This window comes from Pseudonocardia sp. D17 (assembly GCF_036984265.1).
GTDB lineage: Bacteria > Actinomycetota > Actinomycetes > Mycobacteriales > Pseudonocardiaceae > Pseudonocardia > Pseudonocardia benzenivorans.
In genome coordinates this window covers 30,538-43,741 of record NZ_BPRG01000125.1, presented here as the reverse complement: position 1 = coordinate 43,741, position 13,204 = coordinate 30,538, and the positions used below count along the sequence as shown (strand labels likewise).

General features: G+C 73.1%; 26 protein-coding genes. 7 read left to right on the top strand and 19 right to left on the bottom strand.

The window, feature by feature from the left end; translation table 11 throughout:
* On the bottom strand, nucleotides 1-1,221 hold the full coding sequence (locus PSD17_RS20185) for an acetyl-CoA C-acetyltransferase (protein ID WP_103380739.1): 1,221 nt from the start codon (nucleotides 1,219-1,221) through the stop codon (nucleotides 1-3).
* A gap of 109 nt (nucleotides 1,222-1,330) precedes the next feature.
* On the opposite strand from PSD17_RS20185, the gene PSD17_RS20180 reads away from it, so the two are divergent.
* Nucleotides 1,331-2,110, top strand: coding sequence for a MerR family transcriptional regulator (locus PSD17_RS20180; RefSeq protein WP_339124135.1), 780 nt, complete (start codon nucleotides 1,331-1,333; stop codon nucleotides 2,108-2,110).
* A 116-nt stretch (nucleotides 2,111-2,226) separates the two neighbouring features.
* Here PSD17_RS20180 and PSD17_RS20175 read toward each other — a convergent pair whose 3' ends face one another.
* A complete protein-coding gene (locus PSD17_RS20175; RefSeq protein ID WP_233899284.1) occupies nucleotides 2,227-2,439 on the bottom strand; it encodes an FDXHR family putative zinc-binding protein in 213 nt (70 codons plus the stop codon).
* A gap of 127 nt (nucleotides 2,440-2,566) precedes the next feature.
* Here PSD17_RS20175 and PSD17_RS20170 point away from each other — a divergent pair, with 127 nt between their 5' ends.
* Nucleotides 2,567-2,890 (top strand): cupin domain-containing protein, encoded by a 324-nt coding sequence (locus PSD17_RS20170; RefSeq protein ID WP_013672849.1) that lies wholly within the window; start codon nucleotides 2,567-2,569, stop codon nucleotides 2,888-2,890.
* The gene (locus tag PSD17_RS20165; RefSeq protein WP_013672848.1) at nucleotides 2,887-3,306 is read left to right on the top strand and encodes an acyl-CoA thioesterase; all 420 of its coding nucleotides are present in this window, start codon (nucleotides 2,887-2,889) and stop codon (nucleotides 3,304-3,306) included. Before PSD17_RS20170 ends, PSD17_RS20165 begins: the two co-directional genes overlap by 4 nt.
* A 36-nt stretch (nucleotides 3,307-3,342) precedes the next feature.
* Here the strand turns inward: PSD17_RS20165 and PSD17_RS20160 are convergent, their stop codons facing one another.
* Nucleotides 3,343-4,506: a fumarylacetoacetate hydrolase family protein gene (locus PSD17_RS20160; RefSeq protein ID WP_013672847.1), complete on the bottom strand. Its 1,164-nt coding sequence runs from the start codon at nucleotides 4,504-4,506 to the stop codon at nucleotides 3,343-3,345.
* 199 nt (nucleotides 4,507-4,705) lie between these two features.
* The gene (locus PSD17_RS20155; RefSeq protein ID WP_013672846.1) at nucleotides 4,706-5,458 is read right to left on the bottom strand and encodes an enoyl-CoA hydratase/isomerase family protein; all 753 of its coding nucleotides are present in this window, start codon (nucleotides 5,456-5,458) and stop codon (nucleotides 4,706-4,708) included.
* Between the two features lie 127 nt (nucleotides 5,459-5,585).
* Between PSD17_RS20155 and PSD17_RS20150 the strand changes: the two genes are divergently transcribed.
* Genes PSD17_RS20150 through PSD17_RS20135 form a run of 4 tightly spaced genes read left to right on the top strand, consistent with a single transcriptional unit; the run spans nucleotide 5,586 to nucleotide 7,912 of the window.
* A complete protein-coding gene (locus tag PSD17_RS20150; RefSeq protein WP_103380736.1) occupies nucleotides 5,586-6,671 on the top strand; it encodes an S-(hydroxymethyl)mycothiol dehydrogenase in 1,086 nt (361 codons plus the stop codon).
* Complete coding sequence (locus tag PSD17_RS20145; protein WP_339124134.1) at nucleotides 6,671-7,390, top strand: MBL fold metallo-hydrolase; 720 nt, start codon at nucleotides 6,671-6,673, stop codon at nucleotides 7,388-7,390. The genes PSD17_RS20150 and PSD17_RS20145 overlap by 1 nt, the downstream gene beginning before the upstream one ends.
* Entirely contained in the window at nucleotides 7,383-7,571 is a 189-nt protein-coding gene (locus PSD17_RS20140; protein ID WP_339124133.1) for a hypothetical protein, read from the top strand. Before PSD17_RS20145 ends, PSD17_RS20140 begins: the two co-directional genes overlap by 8 nt.
* A 44-nt stretch (nucleotides 7,572-7,615) precedes the next feature.
* Nucleotides 7,616-7,912: a hypothetical protein gene (locus PSD17_RS20135; RefSeq protein WP_339124132.1), complete on the top strand. Its 297-nt coding sequence runs from the start codon at nucleotides 7,616-7,618 to the stop codon at nucleotides 7,910-7,912.
* 155 nt (nucleotides 7,913-8,067) lie between these two features.
* Here PSD17_RS20135 and PSD17_RS20130 read toward each other — a convergent pair whose 3' ends face one another.
* The 15 genes from PSD17_RS20130 to PSD17_RS20060 all read right to left on the bottom strand — a co-directional run bounded on the left by PSD17_RS20130 (nucleotide 8,068) and on the right by PSD17_RS20060 (nucleotide 13,200).
* Nucleotides 8,068-8,340 (bottom strand): hypothetical protein, encoded by a 273-nt coding sequence (locus PSD17_RS20130; RefSeq protein WP_339124131.1) that lies wholly within the window; start codon nucleotides 8,338-8,340, stop codon nucleotides 8,068-8,070.
* On the bottom strand, nucleotides 8,337-8,507 hold the full coding sequence (locus PSD17_RS20125) for a hypothetical protein (protein ID WP_339124130.1): 171 nt from the start codon (nucleotides 8,505-8,507) through the stop codon (nucleotides 8,337-8,339). The genes PSD17_RS20130 and PSD17_RS20125 overlap by 4 nt, the downstream gene beginning before the upstream one ends.
* Before the next feature lie 190 nt (nucleotides 8,508-8,697).
* Complete coding sequence (locus PSD17_RS20120) at nucleotides 8,698-9,138, bottom strand: hypothetical protein (protein WP_339124129.1); 441 nt, start codon at nucleotides 9,136-9,138, stop codon at nucleotides 8,698-8,700.
* Nucleotides 9,135-9,410: a hypothetical protein gene (locus PSD17_RS20115; protein WP_339124128.1), complete on the bottom strand. Its 276-nt coding sequence runs from the start codon at nucleotides 9,408-9,410 to the stop codon at nucleotides 9,135-9,137. The genes PSD17_RS20120 and PSD17_RS20115 overlap by 4 nt, the downstream gene beginning before the upstream one ends.
* 3 nt (nucleotides 9,411-9,413) lie before the next feature.
* Nucleotides 9,414-9,635 carry a hypothetical protein gene (locus tag PSD17_RS20110; RefSeq protein WP_339124127.1) on the bottom strand — a complete coding sequence of 74 codons (222 nt, stop codon included), beginning with the start codon at nucleotides 9,633-9,635 and terminating at the stop codon, nucleotides 9,414-9,416.
* Nucleotides 9,632-9,847, bottom strand: a complete 216-nt coding sequence (locus PSD17_RS20105) for a hypothetical protein (protein ID WP_339124126.1) — start codon at nucleotides 9,845-9,847, stop codon at nucleotides 9,632-9,634. Before PSD17_RS20105 ends, PSD17_RS20110 begins: the two co-directional genes overlap by 4 nt.
* Complete coding sequence (locus tag PSD17_RS20100; RefSeq protein ID WP_339124125.1) at nucleotides 9,844-10,257, bottom strand: hypothetical protein; 414 nt, start codon at nucleotides 10,255-10,257, stop codon at nucleotides 9,844-9,846. Before PSD17_RS20100 ends, PSD17_RS20105 begins: the two co-directional genes overlap by 4 nt.
* A 234-nt stretch (nucleotides 10,258-10,491) precedes the next feature.
* Nucleotides 10,492-10,725 (bottom strand): hypothetical protein, encoded by a 234-nt coding sequence (locus PSD17_RS20095; RefSeq protein ID WP_339124124.1) that lies wholly within the window; start codon nucleotides 10,723-10,725, stop codon nucleotides 10,492-10,494.
* Between the two features lie 2 nt (nucleotides 10,726-10,727).
* Nucleotides 10,728-11,171 (bottom strand): hypothetical protein, encoded by a 444-nt coding sequence (locus PSD17_RS20090; protein ID WP_339124123.1) that lies wholly within the window; start codon nucleotides 11,169-11,171, stop codon nucleotides 10,728-10,730.
* Nucleotides 11,168-11,407 carry a hypothetical protein gene (locus PSD17_RS20085; RefSeq protein ID WP_339124122.1) on the bottom strand — a complete coding sequence of 80 codons (240 nt, stop codon included), beginning with the start codon at nucleotides 11,405-11,407 and terminating at the stop codon, nucleotides 11,168-11,170. Before PSD17_RS20085 ends, PSD17_RS20090 begins: the two co-directional genes overlap by 4 nt.
* Complete coding sequence (locus PSD17_RS20080) at nucleotides 11,404-11,760, bottom strand: hypothetical protein (RefSeq protein WP_339124121.1); 357 nt, start codon at nucleotides 11,758-11,760, stop codon at nucleotides 11,404-11,406. Before PSD17_RS20080 ends, PSD17_RS20085 begins: the two co-directional genes overlap by 4 nt.
* Before the next feature lie 3 nt (nucleotides 11,761-11,763).
* Nucleotides 11,764-12,225: a hypothetical protein gene (locus tag PSD17_RS20075; protein ID WP_339124120.1), complete on the bottom strand. Its 462-nt coding sequence runs from the start codon at nucleotides 12,223-12,225 to the stop codon at nucleotides 11,764-11,766.
* The gene (locus tag PSD17_RS20070) at nucleotides 12,222-12,701 is read right to left on the bottom strand and encodes a YkgJ family cysteine cluster protein (RefSeq protein WP_339124119.1); all 480 of its coding nucleotides are present in this window, start codon (nucleotides 12,699-12,701) and stop codon (nucleotides 12,222-12,224) included. The genes PSD17_RS20075 and PSD17_RS20070 overlap by 4 nt, the downstream gene beginning before the upstream one ends.
* On the bottom strand, nucleotides 12,698-12,895 hold the full coding sequence (locus PSD17_RS20065) for a helix-turn-helix domain-containing protein (RefSeq protein WP_339124118.1): 198 nt from the start codon (nucleotides 12,893-12,895) through the stop codon (nucleotides 12,698-12,700). Before PSD17_RS20065 ends, PSD17_RS20070 begins: the two co-directional genes overlap by 4 nt.
* Complete coding sequence (locus PSD17_RS20060; protein WP_339124117.1) at nucleotides 12,892-13,200, bottom strand: hypothetical protein; 309 nt, start codon at nucleotides 13,198-13,200, stop codon at nucleotides 12,892-12,894. The genes PSD17_RS20065 and PSD17_RS20060 overlap by 4 nt, the downstream gene beginning before the upstream one ends.
* Nucleotides 13,201-13,204 lie beyond the last annotated feature (4 nt).

Here is a 13,204-nt window from a genome sequence, read left to right as displayed (position 1 = left end):
TCACACACGCTCCACGATCGTCGCGATGCCCATGCCGCCGCCGACGCAGAGCGTGGCGAGGCCGCGGCGCAGGTCCCGGCGTTCCAGTTCGTCGACGAGGGTGCCGAGGATCATCGCGCCGGTCGCACCGAGCGGGTGTCCCATGGCGATGGCGCCGCCGTTGACGTTGGTGATCTCGTGGGAGATCCCCATGTCGCGCATGTAGCGCAGCGCGACGGCGGCGAAGGCCTCGTTGATCTCGAAGAGGTCGATGTCGTCGACGGTGAGCCCGGCCTTGGCGAGCGCCTTGCGGCTCGCGGGCGCGGGACCGGTGAGCATGATCGTCGGGTCGGCGCCGGAGAGCGCCGTGGCGACGATCCGGGCGCGCGGGGTCATCCCCGCGGCCGCGCCGGCGGCCTCGGTGCCGATCAGGCAGAGGGCGGCGCCGTCGACGATGCCGGACGAGTTCCCGGCGTGGTGCACATGGTCGATCTTCTCGACCCAGTGGTAGCGCTGCAGGGCGACCGCGTCGAAACCACCCTCGGCGCCCATCATCTCGAACGAGGGCTTGAGCCCGGCCAGGTTCTCCAGCGTCGTGCCGGCCCGGACGTGCTCGTCGCGCTCCAGGACGGGCAGGCCGTTGCGGTCCTTGACCGGGACGACCGAGCGGGCGAAGTAGCCGTTGGCCCAGGCCTTGGCGGCCCGGGTCTGCGACTCGACGGCGAAGGTGTCGACGTCGGTGCGCGAGAAGCCCTCGAGCGTCGCGATGAGGTCGGCGCCGATGCCCTGGGGCACGAAGCCGGTGTCGTAGGCCGTCTCCGGGTCCATGGCCCAGGCTCCGCCGTCGGACCCCATGGGGACGCGGGACATGGCCTCGACGCCCCCGGCGAGGACCATCTCCTCCATGCCGGACCGCACCTTCTGCGCGGCGGTGTTGACGGCCTCGAGGCCGGACGCGCAGAAGCGGTTGAGCTGCACACCGGCGACGGTGTGCGGGAGCCCGGCGGCGATCGCGGCAGCCTTGGCGATGTCGCCGCCCTGGTCGCCGATCGGGGACACGACGCCGAGCACGACGTCGTCGATCGTGGCGGGGTCGAGCCCCGGGAACCGGTTGCGGAGCTCGTGGATCAGGTCCACGACCAGGGAGATCGGCTTGACCTCGTGCAGCGAGCCGGAGGCCTTGCCCCGGCCACGTGGGGTCCGGATCGCGTCGTAGATGTAGGCCTCGGGAATCTGGCTCATGCGGACCTCTCGTCTGAGGACGGCCCTCTCGGCTGAGGACGGCTCTGTCGGCACCATCTTTGTTACAGCAGCACTGTCACATAGGTCAAGGTCGTCGTAGCCTCCTGACATGGCAGTGCACCCGACCGCGCCCGCGAGCCCGCCCGCGAGCCCGGAGACGAGCCCGGCCGCCGAGCCGGCCGGCGCGGGCCCGGCCGCCGAGCTGACCGTCGACCAGCTCGCCGAACGCACCGGGATCAGTGTCAGGACCATCCGCTTCTACGCAGGTCGCGGTCTCATCGGGCCGCCGCGGCTGCGCGGCCGGACCGGGCTGTACGGCCCCGAGCACGTCGCGCGGCTGGAGCTGATCGGGGAGATGTCCGCGCTCGGCTTCACCCTCGCGGCGATCGAACGCCATCTCGGCCGGGTGCCCCACGACGCCGGCCCCGAGGACCTCGCCCTGCACCGCGCACTGCTCACGCCGTGGGTCCCCGAGCACCTCGAGGACGTCTCCCGCGACGAGCTCGACCGGCGCGCCGGCCGCCCGCTCGACGACGCCGCCGTCGCCGACCTGCAGACCCTCGGCATCGTCGAAGTCCTCGACGACGGCACCGTCCGGCTGCACGGCGCACTGGGTCCGGGCCTGGACATGCTCGACTCGGGCCTGCCTCCGACGCTGTTGCGCGACTCCCAGGCGCTGATCGCCGCCCACACCACCGCGCTCGCCGAGGACCTGATGGAACTGTTCCAGCGGGAGGTCCTGCAGCCCTACCGCGACGCCGGACGTCCTGCGGCGCAACGGGTCCGCCTCGCCGCGGCCCTCGCCCGGCTGAAGCCGATCACCGTGCAGGGCCTGGTCGCCGCCTTCGGCCGCGCGGTCAACCGGACGATCCGCGACCAGGTGGGCTGACCCGGACGCCGTCGGGACCGGGCGCCGGCACGCCCGGCCGGAGGCCGTGTCGATCAGAGGCCGTGTCGATCAGAGGCCGTGTCGATCAGAGGCCGTGTCGATCGGAGGCCGCGTCGTCAGGCCGTCGGACGCAGCCAGATCCCGTTGCGCGTCTGCACGAGGTCGAGCTCCCGCGGGTCGCGGCAGCGACCGGCCCGGCGGTGCGCGTCCCACAGCGCGGCGTCGTCGTACACCGCGCCGCACCCGCCCGTCCGCCGGCAGCAGTGCGCCCTGTCGGCGCCCACCCACTCGACGCCGCAGCAGTGCATCCGCAGGATCTCCGTCGCCACGACACTCCCCCCGACCAGCGGCCCGAACACATGTTCGCACGCCGCCCGCGGGCGGGCAACGGCCGGTCGGCGGCGCCGGGCCGGTCGGCCGACGCGTCGGGCCCGGCCGCCGGTATACGTTCAGCGCGTGGAGATCCTGCGAGCCGCCGGCGTCTTCGCCGTGCGCGACGGTGAACCCAACCAGTACCGCGAACACGTCCGCTCCGCCGCGCTGTCCGTCGGCACCTACTGCATCCCGGTGGGCGGCAAGGACGGCCAGCACCCGCACGTCGAGGACGAGGTCTACATGGTCGTCCGCGGCCGCGCGACGCTACGCACCCGGGACGGCGACCACGAGGTCGGGCCCGGCAGCGTCGTGTTCGTCCCGGCCGGCGAGCACCACCAGTTCGACGACGTCAGCGAGGACCTCTCGATCGTCGTCGTGTTCGCGCCGCCGGAGGGCGCGCGGTGACCGAGCCGTTCGTCTTCCCGGTGACGGTGCGCTACCTGGAGGTCGACGCCCAGAACGTCGTCTTCAACGCCTGGTACCTGGCCTGGTTCGACGAGGCCATGGCCGCGTTCCTCGCCCACCGCGGGCTGCCCTACCCGCAGATGCTCGGCCAGGGCTACGACGTCCAGCTCGTGCGCTCGGAGATCGACTGGCGGACCGGGGTCGGCTGGGGCGACGAGATCGGCGTCGCGGTCTCGACGGCGCGGTTGGGCCGCACCAGCTTCGTCCTCGACTTCGACGTCCGCCGCGGCGACGAGGTCACCTGCGCGGGCCGCACGACCTACGTCGTCATCGCGACCGACGGCTCCGGCAAGCGCGAGATCCCGCCCTTCGTCGCGGACGCACTCGGCACGCCGGACCCGCTGCGCCCGCTCTGACCCCGCGAGCGGCGCCCGCGGCGGGCCCGGGGCCGCTCAGCGTGCCGGGAGCACCCGGTTGCGCACCTCCGGCAGGGCGAGCCGCGCACCGTCGGGGCCGGGGAACGTCGCGGTGATGACGACCTCGTCGCCGTCCTCGAGGTAGGTGCGGGTGGTGCCGTCGTCGAGCGCGACGGGGTCCACACCGCCCCAGGACAGCTCGAGGAAGCTGCCCCACTGCTCACGGCGTCCGCCCGAGACGGTGCCGGAGCCGAGCAGGTCGCCGGGGCGCAGCGACGCACCGTTCGACGTCAGGTGCGCGACGAGCTGCGCGGGCGTCCAGTACAGGTCGGCCGCGGGCGGCGACGAGACGAGCGTGCCACCCACCCGCACCTCCATCGTCACGTCGAGCCCGCGGTCGGCCTTGCCGCGCAGGTACGGCAGCGGCTCCGGGTCGCGCGGGGGCGGGTCGACCCAGGCGCCCGCCAGCGCGTCGAGCGGGGTCACCCAGGCCGAGATCGCCGTCGCGAAGGACTTGCCCAGCATCGGTCCGAGGGGGCGCGACTCGAAGGACTGGATGTCGCGCGCGGACCAGTCGTTGAGGAGCACGACGCCGAACACGTGGTCCAGCGCCTCGTCGATCGGTACGGGCTCGCCCGCGGGGCGGGGTGGGCCGCCGCACACGAACCCCAGCTCGGCCTCGACGTCGAGCTGCCGCGTCGGCCCCCAGTCGCCTGCCGCGCGCTGCCCCCGCGGGCGGACGACGGGCGTCCCGCTCACCACGACCGTCCCGGCCCGGCCGTGGTAGGCGACGGGCAGGTGCCGCCAGTTCGGCGCCGTCCGGGCGGTGCCGGGGCGCAGGATCTCGGAGCCGTTCATCGCGTGCTGCTCGCAGGCGTAGAAGTCGACGTAGTCGGCGACGGTGAACGGCAGCACCGGCGTCACCCCGTGGGGCGGCAGCAGGAACGGCCCGATCCGTGCCGGGTCGGCGAGCCGCTCGCGCAGCCAGCCGAGGACGTCGCTCCACGCGCCTCGACCTGCCGCGAGCAGCGCGTCGAGCGTCGGGTGGGTGAGGAGGTCGGCGAACGCGGTGTTCTCGGTGGTCGCCAGCGCACCGACGTCGAGGAGGCCTTCTGGCGTCGGTGCCGCGATCCGCGACGGCCCCGGACGACCGACCCCGGCGACGACCCCGATCCCGAGCGCCGCCCGCGATGATCCCATGGGCCGAGACGCTAGCGGCCCCTGCGGCCCTTGGGCCGAGCCGTTACTCGGATGTGAACGTGTAGCGGTGCTCGCCCCGGGCCGTGCGGCTCCCCGTCGGGAGTCCCGGCCGGTCCGACGAGCTCGCCGCTGCCCGAGCCACGCACGACGGACACCGCCGGCCGGGTCGCCGACGGCGGTGTGCGGCAGCACGAACCGGCTACCGCCGGGTGACGCGGGCGAGGTACTCGGCGACCCACCCGTCGGTCGCACGCGTGCTCCACAGCCGCAGGACGGCCTCGTCGTCGTCGGCGTAGCGGTCGGCGCGTTCGCTCGCCTCGCGGCGCAGCGCGGCCTTGGTGACGGCGAAGGTGTCGGCCGGGACGTCGTCGGCCATGGCGCGGGCCGCGGCGACGGCCCGGTCGCGCAGCTCGCCGGGGTCGACGATCTCGTCGACGAGCCCGAGACCGTGCGCGTCGGCGGCCGTGTAGGTGCCGGCACCGGTGATCATCCGGCGGGCCGTCGTCTCGCCGACGGCGAACCGCATGGCCTCCAGCGCGATCCGCGGGAACGGGACGCCGACCTTCAGCTCCGGGACGCCGATCCGGCCCTTGCCGTCGGCCATCAGCACGACGTCGGCGCACGCAGCGAGGACGCAGCCGCCCGCGATGGCGTGCCCGTTGACCGCGGCCACTACCGGCTTGGTCAGGTCGAACACCGCGCGGAAGCTGTCCGCGAGCGCAGGCAGGAACTCCTCGGCGTAGGGCGCCCCGCCGTCGAGGAACCGCTTGAGGTCCACCCCCGCGGAGAAGGAGCCACCGCCCGCGGTCAGCACGACCGCGCGTGCGGGATCCGAGGCCAGCCCGCGAAAGGTCTCCGCCACCGCCCGGCACAGCTCGATGTCCATCGCGTTGACGGGCCCGTGGGCCATCGTCAGGACCGCGACGCCGTCGTCGTCGACTCGCTCGATCACCCCCGGAACCTAACCCGACAGGCAGCCACGATGAGGCACGCGTGATCCGGGTCGCTAGGGCAACATGACAAGCTGCCAGCGATGCGGCCGTGATCCGCGTCGAACCGAGCAACCGGGAGAGTCAGCCATGTCGCAACAGGTCCGCGCGGTCGTCGCCCACTCCAAGGGCGCACCCGTCTCGGTCGAGACGATCACGATCCCGGATCCCGGCCCCGGCGAGGCGGTCGTGCAGATCCAGGCGTGCGGGGTCTGCCACACCGACCTGCACTACCGCGAGGGCGGTATCAACGACGAGTTCCCGTTCCTGCTGGGCCACGAGGCCGCGGGCATCGTCGAGGCCGTCGGCGAGGGCGTCACCGAGGTCGCCCCCGGCGACTTCGTGGTCCTCAACTGGCGCGCGGTCTGCGGCGAGTGCCGGGCCTGCCGCAAGGGCAAGCCGTGGTACTGCTTCGCCACCCACAACGCGTCGCAGAAGATGACGCTGGCCGACGGCACGGAGCTCTCGCCCGCGCTCGGGATCGGCGCGTTCGCCGAGAAGACGCTGGTCGCGGCCGGCCAGTGCACCAAGGTCAACCCCGAGGCCCGGCCCGCGGCGGCCGGCCTGCTCGGCTGCGGCGTGATGGCCGGGCTGGGTGCCGCGATCAACACCGGCGGGATCGGGCGCGGCGACTCCATCGCGGTCATCGGCTGCGGCGGCGTCGGCAACGCGGCCATCGCGGGCGCGAACCTCGCCGGGGCGACCACGATCATCGCCGTCGACGTCGACCCCACCAAGCTGGAGTGGGCCAAGGGCTTCGGCGCGACGCACCTGGTCAACTCGCGCGAGGTCGACGCCGTCGAGGCGATCAAAGAGCTCACCGGGGGCAACGGCGCCGACGTCGTCGTCGACGCGGTCGGCCGGCCGGAGACCCTCAAGCAGGCGTTCTTCGCCCGCGACCTCGCCGGCACCGCCGTCCTGGTCGGCGTCCCGACGCCGGACATGACCTTCGAGGTCCCGATGATCGAGATCTTCGGCCGCGGCGGCGCGACGAAGTCGTCCTGGTACGGCGACTGCCTGCCCACCCGCGACTTCCCCGCCTACATCGACCTCTACCTGCAGGGCAGGCTCCCGCTCGACAAGTTCGTGTCCGAGGAGATCGGGCTCGACGCCGTCGAGGAGGCGTTCCACCGCATGGAGCGCGGCGAGGTCCTGCGGTCGGTGGTGGTGCTCTGATGCCGCCCGTCGACCACGTCGTGACCTCGGGGACGTTCTCCCTCGACGGCGGCACGTGGGACGTCGACAACAACGTGTGGATCGTCGGCGACGAGAACGAGGTCATCGTCGTCGACGCCGCCCACGACCTGGAGAAGATCACCGAGGCGGTCGCGGGTCGCCGCGTCGTGGCCGTCGTGTGCACCCACGCCCACGACGACCACGTCAACCAGGCCCCCGCGCTGGCCGACCGGTTCGACGCGCCGATCCTGCTGAACCCGGCCGAGGCCCCCCTGTGGGAGATGACCTGGCCGGACCGCAGGCCCGACCGCGAGCTGAACGACGGCGACGTGCTCACCGCGGGCGGGGTCACGCTGCGCGCGATCACGACGCCGGGCCACTCCCCCGGCTCCACCTGCCTCTACGCCGAGGACCTGGGCACCGTCTTCACCGGCGACACCCTGTTCCCAGGGGGTCCAGGACGGTGCACAAGCCAGGCCGACTACGAATCGATCATTACCGACCTTGACCAGCGGATATTCGGGGTTCTCCCCGATGAGACCTGGGTTTACCCCGGCCACGGGGACGACACGGTCCTGGGGCGCGAACGGCCCCATCTGCCCGAGTGGCGGGCCCGCGGGTACACGGGCCCGTGCCCAGCCGGGGGCGAACACGACACCACCGCCCGGCCAGGCGGCGGACTGGTCTGCCGGAAATGTGGGGGACGGTTCGATGGCTGACAACGACGACCGACGTCCGGTCGACCCTGACGAGGCGGCACGCGCGGCCCGCATCGCGGCCCTGGTCGACGCCGCACCGCCACTGACACCGGAACAGCGGCGACACGTCCGGGACATCCTGGCGGGCGTCCCACGGCGCGCTGTGGCCATCCCAGACGCCGAGGACGACGACGAGGGTTGACCGACGGTCGGTCGCACGGCCCGGTCGACTGCCCTGGGTGCGCGGTGATCGTCGACCGGGGGCCGCGGTCGTACCCGGCGCTGTGCCCCGACGCGCCGACGCACATGGGCACCCGGTGGTACCCGCACACGCGGGCCGGTTACCGGGTGGCCGTGTGCTCGGCGCATCTGGACACGGTCGACGACCCGCACCCGCTGACGGCGGCCGACCGCGCCGAACTCGACGCGCGGGCGCTGGCGCGGTGGCGCGGTGAACGCGGCCTGTCGTTCGTGCGGATGACGACGCCGCTATGGCGCGGTCCGCGGGACCGGCGGCCGGACGACTGGGCCGACTCGTTCTGACCGGCCCTCGACGGGGCCGAGGATGTCGGCGAGGACGTCCACGACGGCGCGGCACTCGGCGCACGCGTGCGGGCCGGTGGTGGGGAGCCAGCGGCGCCACGTCCAGCCGACGTGGCGGGCGTGTAGGACCGCGGCGGCGGCGTCGAGGCGGTCGGTCACGGCGTAGTCCTCTCGGTCAGCGGTGGGTTCAGGTCCACGACGCGCCGTTCCCAGCCGCCCTCGACGGGGTCGACCCGCCACAGGACGTCAGGACAGCGGCAGGCACGCCACAGGCCCGGCCCTGGGCCGTCGACGTTGCGGCGGATCGGCCACCCGCACACGACGCACGCGGGCCACAGTTCGATCACCTCGGCCGGGTACGTGGCCTCGCCGCGTTCGCGGGCGGCGGCGCGTCGTCGTTCGTTCGCGGCCTCGACGGCGCGACTCATCGCGCGCGGTCCTGACGGTCGGCCGGGCGCAGGAAGATGCTCGCGATCCGGTCCCGTTGGGCGGGGGTCAGCGGCGGCGCCTCGTCCACGGTGCGTACGACCGCCGCCCTCATCCGTTCACGGTTGCGGGCCGCCAGAGTCCGGGCCGCCTTCTCGGCCGGGGTCATCGGGGACCCACCACAGCCGGGCCGTCCAGATGGGCGCGCCGCCAATCGGACGCCGCTATCTGATCGGCCAGGCCGTCGACGCGTTCCCCGCAGGAACACACCACGAACCAGCGACGCGGCGGGTAGTGGCCGCCGCTGTCCCACGACGTAGCCATGCAGGCCACTTGCCGGTGCTCGGCTTCCGGGGCTGTCATGACACGTCCTCGGCGGGCAGGTCGATGCACGCGCCATCGGGGGCGACCACCATCCGGAGGCGGCGGGTGCGGCGGGCGTAGCGGATCGTCGACCAGGTCCCGGACCGCTGGCGTTCCAGGCGGCTGTCGGGGTAGCCGAGGAGGAACCAGACGGCGTCGACGATGTTGCGGTTCCGGTCCAGGTACAGCGCGGGCGGCATCGTCCGGTCCGACGGCACGAACGCGCGGAGGCCCTCGGCGGTCGGCGGGTGAGCGACGAGGACGTACCCGAGGCGGCGGGCGATGTCGGCGACCTCGGCGTCACCCCCGACACAATCGCCGTGGTGCAACTCGTCGGCGCCGTGGATCAGTTGCAAGCCTCGCAGCATCAGGTGTGCGTGTTCGCGCTGTTGCGCCGAGAGGCCGTACCGGGTGGCGGTCACCCCGACGGCCCTCACCGGGCGTCCTGGCGGAACTCGGCGCACCGCTCGGGGGTGTGGTGGCGCAACGTCCACGACACGCCACCGTCGGCGTCCTGGGTGGCCTCGGTGTCGACCATGCGGGGGTTCTGCTCGGCGACGTCCAGGCCCGCGCACAGCCGCGCCAGGGCGAGGAGGTCGACGTACTGCACGGGGGTCCCGCACGACTCGCACGGTTCGCTGTCCGGGCCCATCGGGGCCGGGGCCAGGACGGTGTCGGGGTCCGGCTGAACGGACAGGGCCAGTTCCATCGATCAGTCCTCGTGTCTGGTGCACAGGGTGCGGTGGTTCGGGACGGGCGTCGAGCACCCCCGGTGCGGGCACGGGTGGTTCCAGTACCCGAACGAACACTGGGCGTCGTACTCGACGTCGGCGGCCCGGTAGGGCGGCATCGCCGGGACGGGGTCCGGGTCCGGTGGGGCGGGGACGGACACGAGGCGCCGCGACGGCATCACGGCCGGGGATGGGGCGCTCACGGCCGCGGGTCCTCCCCTCGGAACCACAGGCGCGCGTTCAGCATCGCGTCGACGTGCTCGACGGTGCCGCGTTCGTTGCCGGTGATCGCGTCGCGGAACTCCTTGGGCAGCCGTTCCCAGTCGGGCCCGCACGCGTAGTAGCGGTCCGGGACCTGGCGTCCGCATCCGCCGGGGCAGGTGTGGGTGCGCTCACTGGCGCGTGGCTTTCTCACTGGTGCGCCCGGTGGATCGCTGATACCTCTTCGGCGCGGGCGGCCAGGCCCTCGGGGCACGACCCGTTCCAGCCGTCGGGGTCGACGTCGCCGACGATGACGACCGTCCCGCGGAGGTCGGGGGCGTGGTAGCCGTAGGCGCGGACCATCGCCAGCGCCAGGCTGTTCGTGGGGACGTCGGGGACCAGGGCCGAGTGCCCGCCGACGTAGGCGCGGACGTCGCCCCACGGGGTGGGGATGGCGCTGGTTGCGTCGACGCCCTGGCGTTCGCCGTCCTCGATCAGCTCGTACAGGACGTCGAGGAGCCGCTCACGCTTGAACGGGACGCGCTCGGGCGCAACGTTGGTGTCGGGTCGGATCACCAGCGCGAACAGGTCGTCGGCGTTGGGGTTGGTCTTGTCGGTGGTCATGTCGTCGCCTTTCGTTGATACGGGGTTTCGCCCCCAGCCTCGCCGCGCGCCATGTCGGCGGCGGGGCCGGGGGCCTACACCTTGACGCGCGGCCCCAGTGCGTCGTCACGGCTGTCTGTGTGGGCCGTCAGCGGCCCAGGCACGACCGGGCGGCCAGGAACACCAGGGCGGCGGTGGGGATGGCCCACAGCGCCCACCTGATGAGGCGTTCGCGGTGCCGGTGGTCGTCGTCGGTCATGGCGGCGCCGGGTAGGTCCACACGTCGCCGGTGGCGAATCGGAACCGCACAGCGACGCGGACGCCGTCGCGCGGTTTGGGGATGTCGACCACGCCCGCGTCGGGGACCTCGATCGACCACACCACCGTCTCGTCGGGGGTGCCGAGGTCGCGGATCGCCTCGATGGTGAACGGGAACGCCTCGGGCCGGAACACGCCGTACGGCGACTCGGGGATCGTGACGCCGCTCATGATCAGAGGTACTGGCCGACGTTCGTGGCCGGGGCGTCGTCCTCGTCGGGGCGGCGCATCCCGCCCATGCCCGCGGCCATGGCGGCCATGGCGGCCATCAGGCCCTCCGAGCTGCCGAACTGGACGCCGATTCCGGCGCGGTCGCCGATGTGGCGCATGGCCGAGGCGAGGACCGACAGCGCGGCCTCGGGGTCCATCCGGTTGAACACGGCCAACTCCGTGCGGTTGTGCGGGTCGCGCTGGTCGTCCTCGCCGCACCGGTCGCACGGGGTGTCCGTCTCCCGCAGGGCCAGGACCAGGAGGTACCCCTCGGGCAGGTGGGTCTCGTCGGGCTGGTCGGGGTTGGCGGTGGCGGAGTCCACAGTGGCCAGGACGTCGTCGGCGATTTGGCGCGCCTGGGCGTCGGCGTCGGGCGGGGCGTCGGGGGTGTCAGTGGTTGTGGTCACGGGCGTGTCTCCCTTGGGGGTCGGTGGTCCTCGGCCGTGGCGCGCCAGTACTCGATCTCTTTCTGGTCGGCGCACGGGCCGGGATGGAGTGGGGCCTCGAAGTTGATCTCGACGTATCGGGTCGGCTGGCCACAGTGCCAGCACGGTCGTTCGGGCTGGTCGGCGAGGAACCGGCCGCCGGACCGGTCGGCGGCGCGGCGCATCAGCGCGTCGCGCAACACCTGGGCCAGGCTCATCCCAGCGCCCCCGCGTGGACTCGGCGCTGGACCTCTCGGGCGGCGTCGCGACTGTAGGGGTCCCAGCCGGTGCACGCGCAAACCCCAACGACGTGCCCGACGACCCCGGCCAGTTGGCATTCGCGGTGCGTGGCCGTGAGGCTGACCCCGCGGCCGTAGACGTTGCGCAGGCCCACGAGGAAGTCGGGGTCCAGGCCGCTACCGATGTAGGGCTGGACGTATCCCTGGTCGCCCTCGACGAACAGTTCTCGGCACCGCAGGCACCGGGCGTAGGTGGGGGTCTCGGGGAGCTGGACGGCCTCGGGGTCGTCGAGTAGGGGCGCGTCCCAGCGGGGTCCGAAGAACATCGTCATCTGTCATCGCCTCCGTTTCGGCTTGGCCTTGGGGCGGCGGCCTCGGGCGCCTGGCCGTTCCCGCGGGGTTCGGCCCTCACAGCCGCGCACCCACTTGCGGCTAACGCGGGTGTACCGGCACTGGCCCGCGGCGGTGATCTCGTCGAGGGTCCAGGTCGTCCCGTCGGCCATGTGGGCGCCGGGGTAGGCCGTCGCGCCGTCGTCCGACAGCGCCGTCAGGCCCCCGCAGTGCGTGCACCGGCCGCCGGTCAGCAGGCGCCGGACCATCGCCTCGACGGCCTCGACGGGCCCGCGGTGGTGCTCGACGATGATCCGCGCCCCGCGGTAGTGCGCGGAGCAGTACCAGTCCGCCAGGTGAACCGGTACGCCCTCGTTCAGATACCCGATCTCCACCTGGCGGGCGCCGGTGCGGCCGATCAGGTCGAGGCCAGCGAACAGGGCGTCGTCCTCCACGTCGACGGTCACAGCGGCAACCTGGCCACGCCGGTGACCTCCTGGGATAGGCGTTCGATCGCGACCACGATCCGGCCGAACTCGGCCAGGCTGATCGTGCCGTCGGGGATGCACCCGTGGTCGCACATCATCGGGCCGGTGTGCGGGAGCGGGTTCTCCCGCTGGTGGACCAGGCCGAACGCCCGGCACACGAACGGCCGGACCTCGTACACGGTGCAGTTGTTCAGCGGGCCGAGGGCTGGGCAGCGGCGGTCCTCGGGCCGGGCGCGGGCGACGTCGACGAGGCCGTGGGCGTCGGGGCGGAGCCGGGCCACCCGGTCGGCGGCGGGTTCGTCGGGGAGGTTGACCCCGGCGGCGGCGATCCGGCGGCGTTCCAGTTCGGACGCGTCGATCGAGGTACACGTGTCGTGGCACAACCCCTTGCACTCGATCGCCGGGAGCTGGCCGTACAGGTCGTCGAGCATCGCCAGGGCCTCGGCCTCGGTCACAGACCCTCGGGGCATGCGTCGCCCAGGATGTCCCGCACGACCTGGCGCGGGACGCGGAACGATCGGCCGACCTTGACGCATGGCAGCTCTCCTGAGTTGATCTGTCGGTAGACGGTCATCCGCGACACCCGCAACAGCGCGGCGACCTCGGGGACGGTCAACAGCGGGGACGGCGGGGTGGCTGGGGCGGTCATCGACGGCCGCCCCAGCCAGCGCGGATGGACCGCGTGATGCGGGTCCGGCGCCAGTCCCAGGTGCCGGTGCGGACCCACCACAGTCCGCACAGCACCAGCCGCGACACCCAGAACGACGCGACCGCGGCGGCGGCCATGACCGCCCACAGGCCCACCGGGTCGTCACCGACCAGTAGGCCGCCGACGAACGCCAGCGCGACCGGGACGCCGATCATGCCGACGGTCGCCATGACGTACACGGCGCCGCTGATCACGATCAGGCCCAGTCGGTGGCGGTGGCGCACCACCCACGGAACGTCGTTCATCGCT

Coding starts and splice junctions, on each gene's coding strand:
- PSD17_RS20085 (WP_339124122.1), bottom strand. CDS start 11,407: ATGAGCCTGGCCCAGGTGTTGCGCGACGCGCTGATGCGCCGCGCCGCC.
- PSD17_RS20185 (WP_103380739.1), bottom strand. CDS start 1,221: ATGAGCCAGATTCCCGAGGCCTACATCTACGACGCGATCCGGACCCCA.
- PSD17_RS20125 (WP_339124130.1), bottom strand. CDS start 8,507: ATGACCCCGGCCGAGAAGGCGGCCCGGACTCTGGCGGCCCGCAACCGT.
- PSD17_RS20180 (WP_339124135.1), top strand. CDS start 1,331: ATGGCAGTGCACCCGACCGCGCCCGCGAGCCCGCCCGCGAGCCCGGAG.
- PSD17_RS20115 (WP_339124128.1), bottom strand. CDS start 9,410: ATGGAACTGGCCCTGTCCGTTCAGCCGGACCCCGACACCGTCCTGGCC.
- PSD17_RS20145 (WP_339124134.1), top strand. CDS start 6,671: ATGCCGCCCGTCGACCACGTCGTGACCTCGGGGACGTTCTCCCTCGAC.
- PSD17_RS20100 (WP_339124125.1), bottom strand. CDS start 10,257: ATGACCACCGACAAGACCAACCCCAACGCCGACGACCTGTTCGCGCTG.
- PSD17_RS20065 (WP_339124118.1), bottom strand. CDS start 12,895: ATGACCGCCCCAGCCACCCCGCCGTCCCCGCTGTTGACCGTCCCCGAG.
- PSD17_RS20140 (WP_339124133.1), top strand. CDS start 7,383: ATGGCTGACAACGACGACCGACGTCCGGTCGACCCTGACGAGGCGGCA.
- PSD17_RS20130 (WP_339124131.1), bottom strand. CDS start 8,340: ATGAGTCGCGCCGTCGAGGCCGCGAACGAACGACGACGCGCCGCCGCC.
- PSD17_RS20095 (WP_339124124.1), bottom strand. CDS start 10,725: ATGAGCGGCGTCACGATCCCCGAGTCGCCGTACGGCGTGTTCCGGCCC.
- PSD17_RS20060 (WP_339124117.1), bottom strand. CDS start 13,200: ATGAACGACGTTCCGTGGGTGGTGCGCCACCGCCACCGACTGGGCCTG.
- PSD17_RS20160 (WP_013672847.1), bottom strand. CDS start 4,506: ATGGGATCATCGCGGGCGGCGCTCGGGATCGGGGTCGTCGCCGGGGTC.
- PSD17_RS20080 (WP_339124121.1), bottom strand. CDS start 11,760: ATGACGATGTTCTTCGGACCCCGCTGGGACGCGCCCCTACTCGACGAC.
- PSD17_RS20150 (WP_103380736.1), top strand. CDS start 5,586: ATGTCGCAACAGGTCCGCGCGGTCGTCGCCCACTCCAAGGGCGCACCC.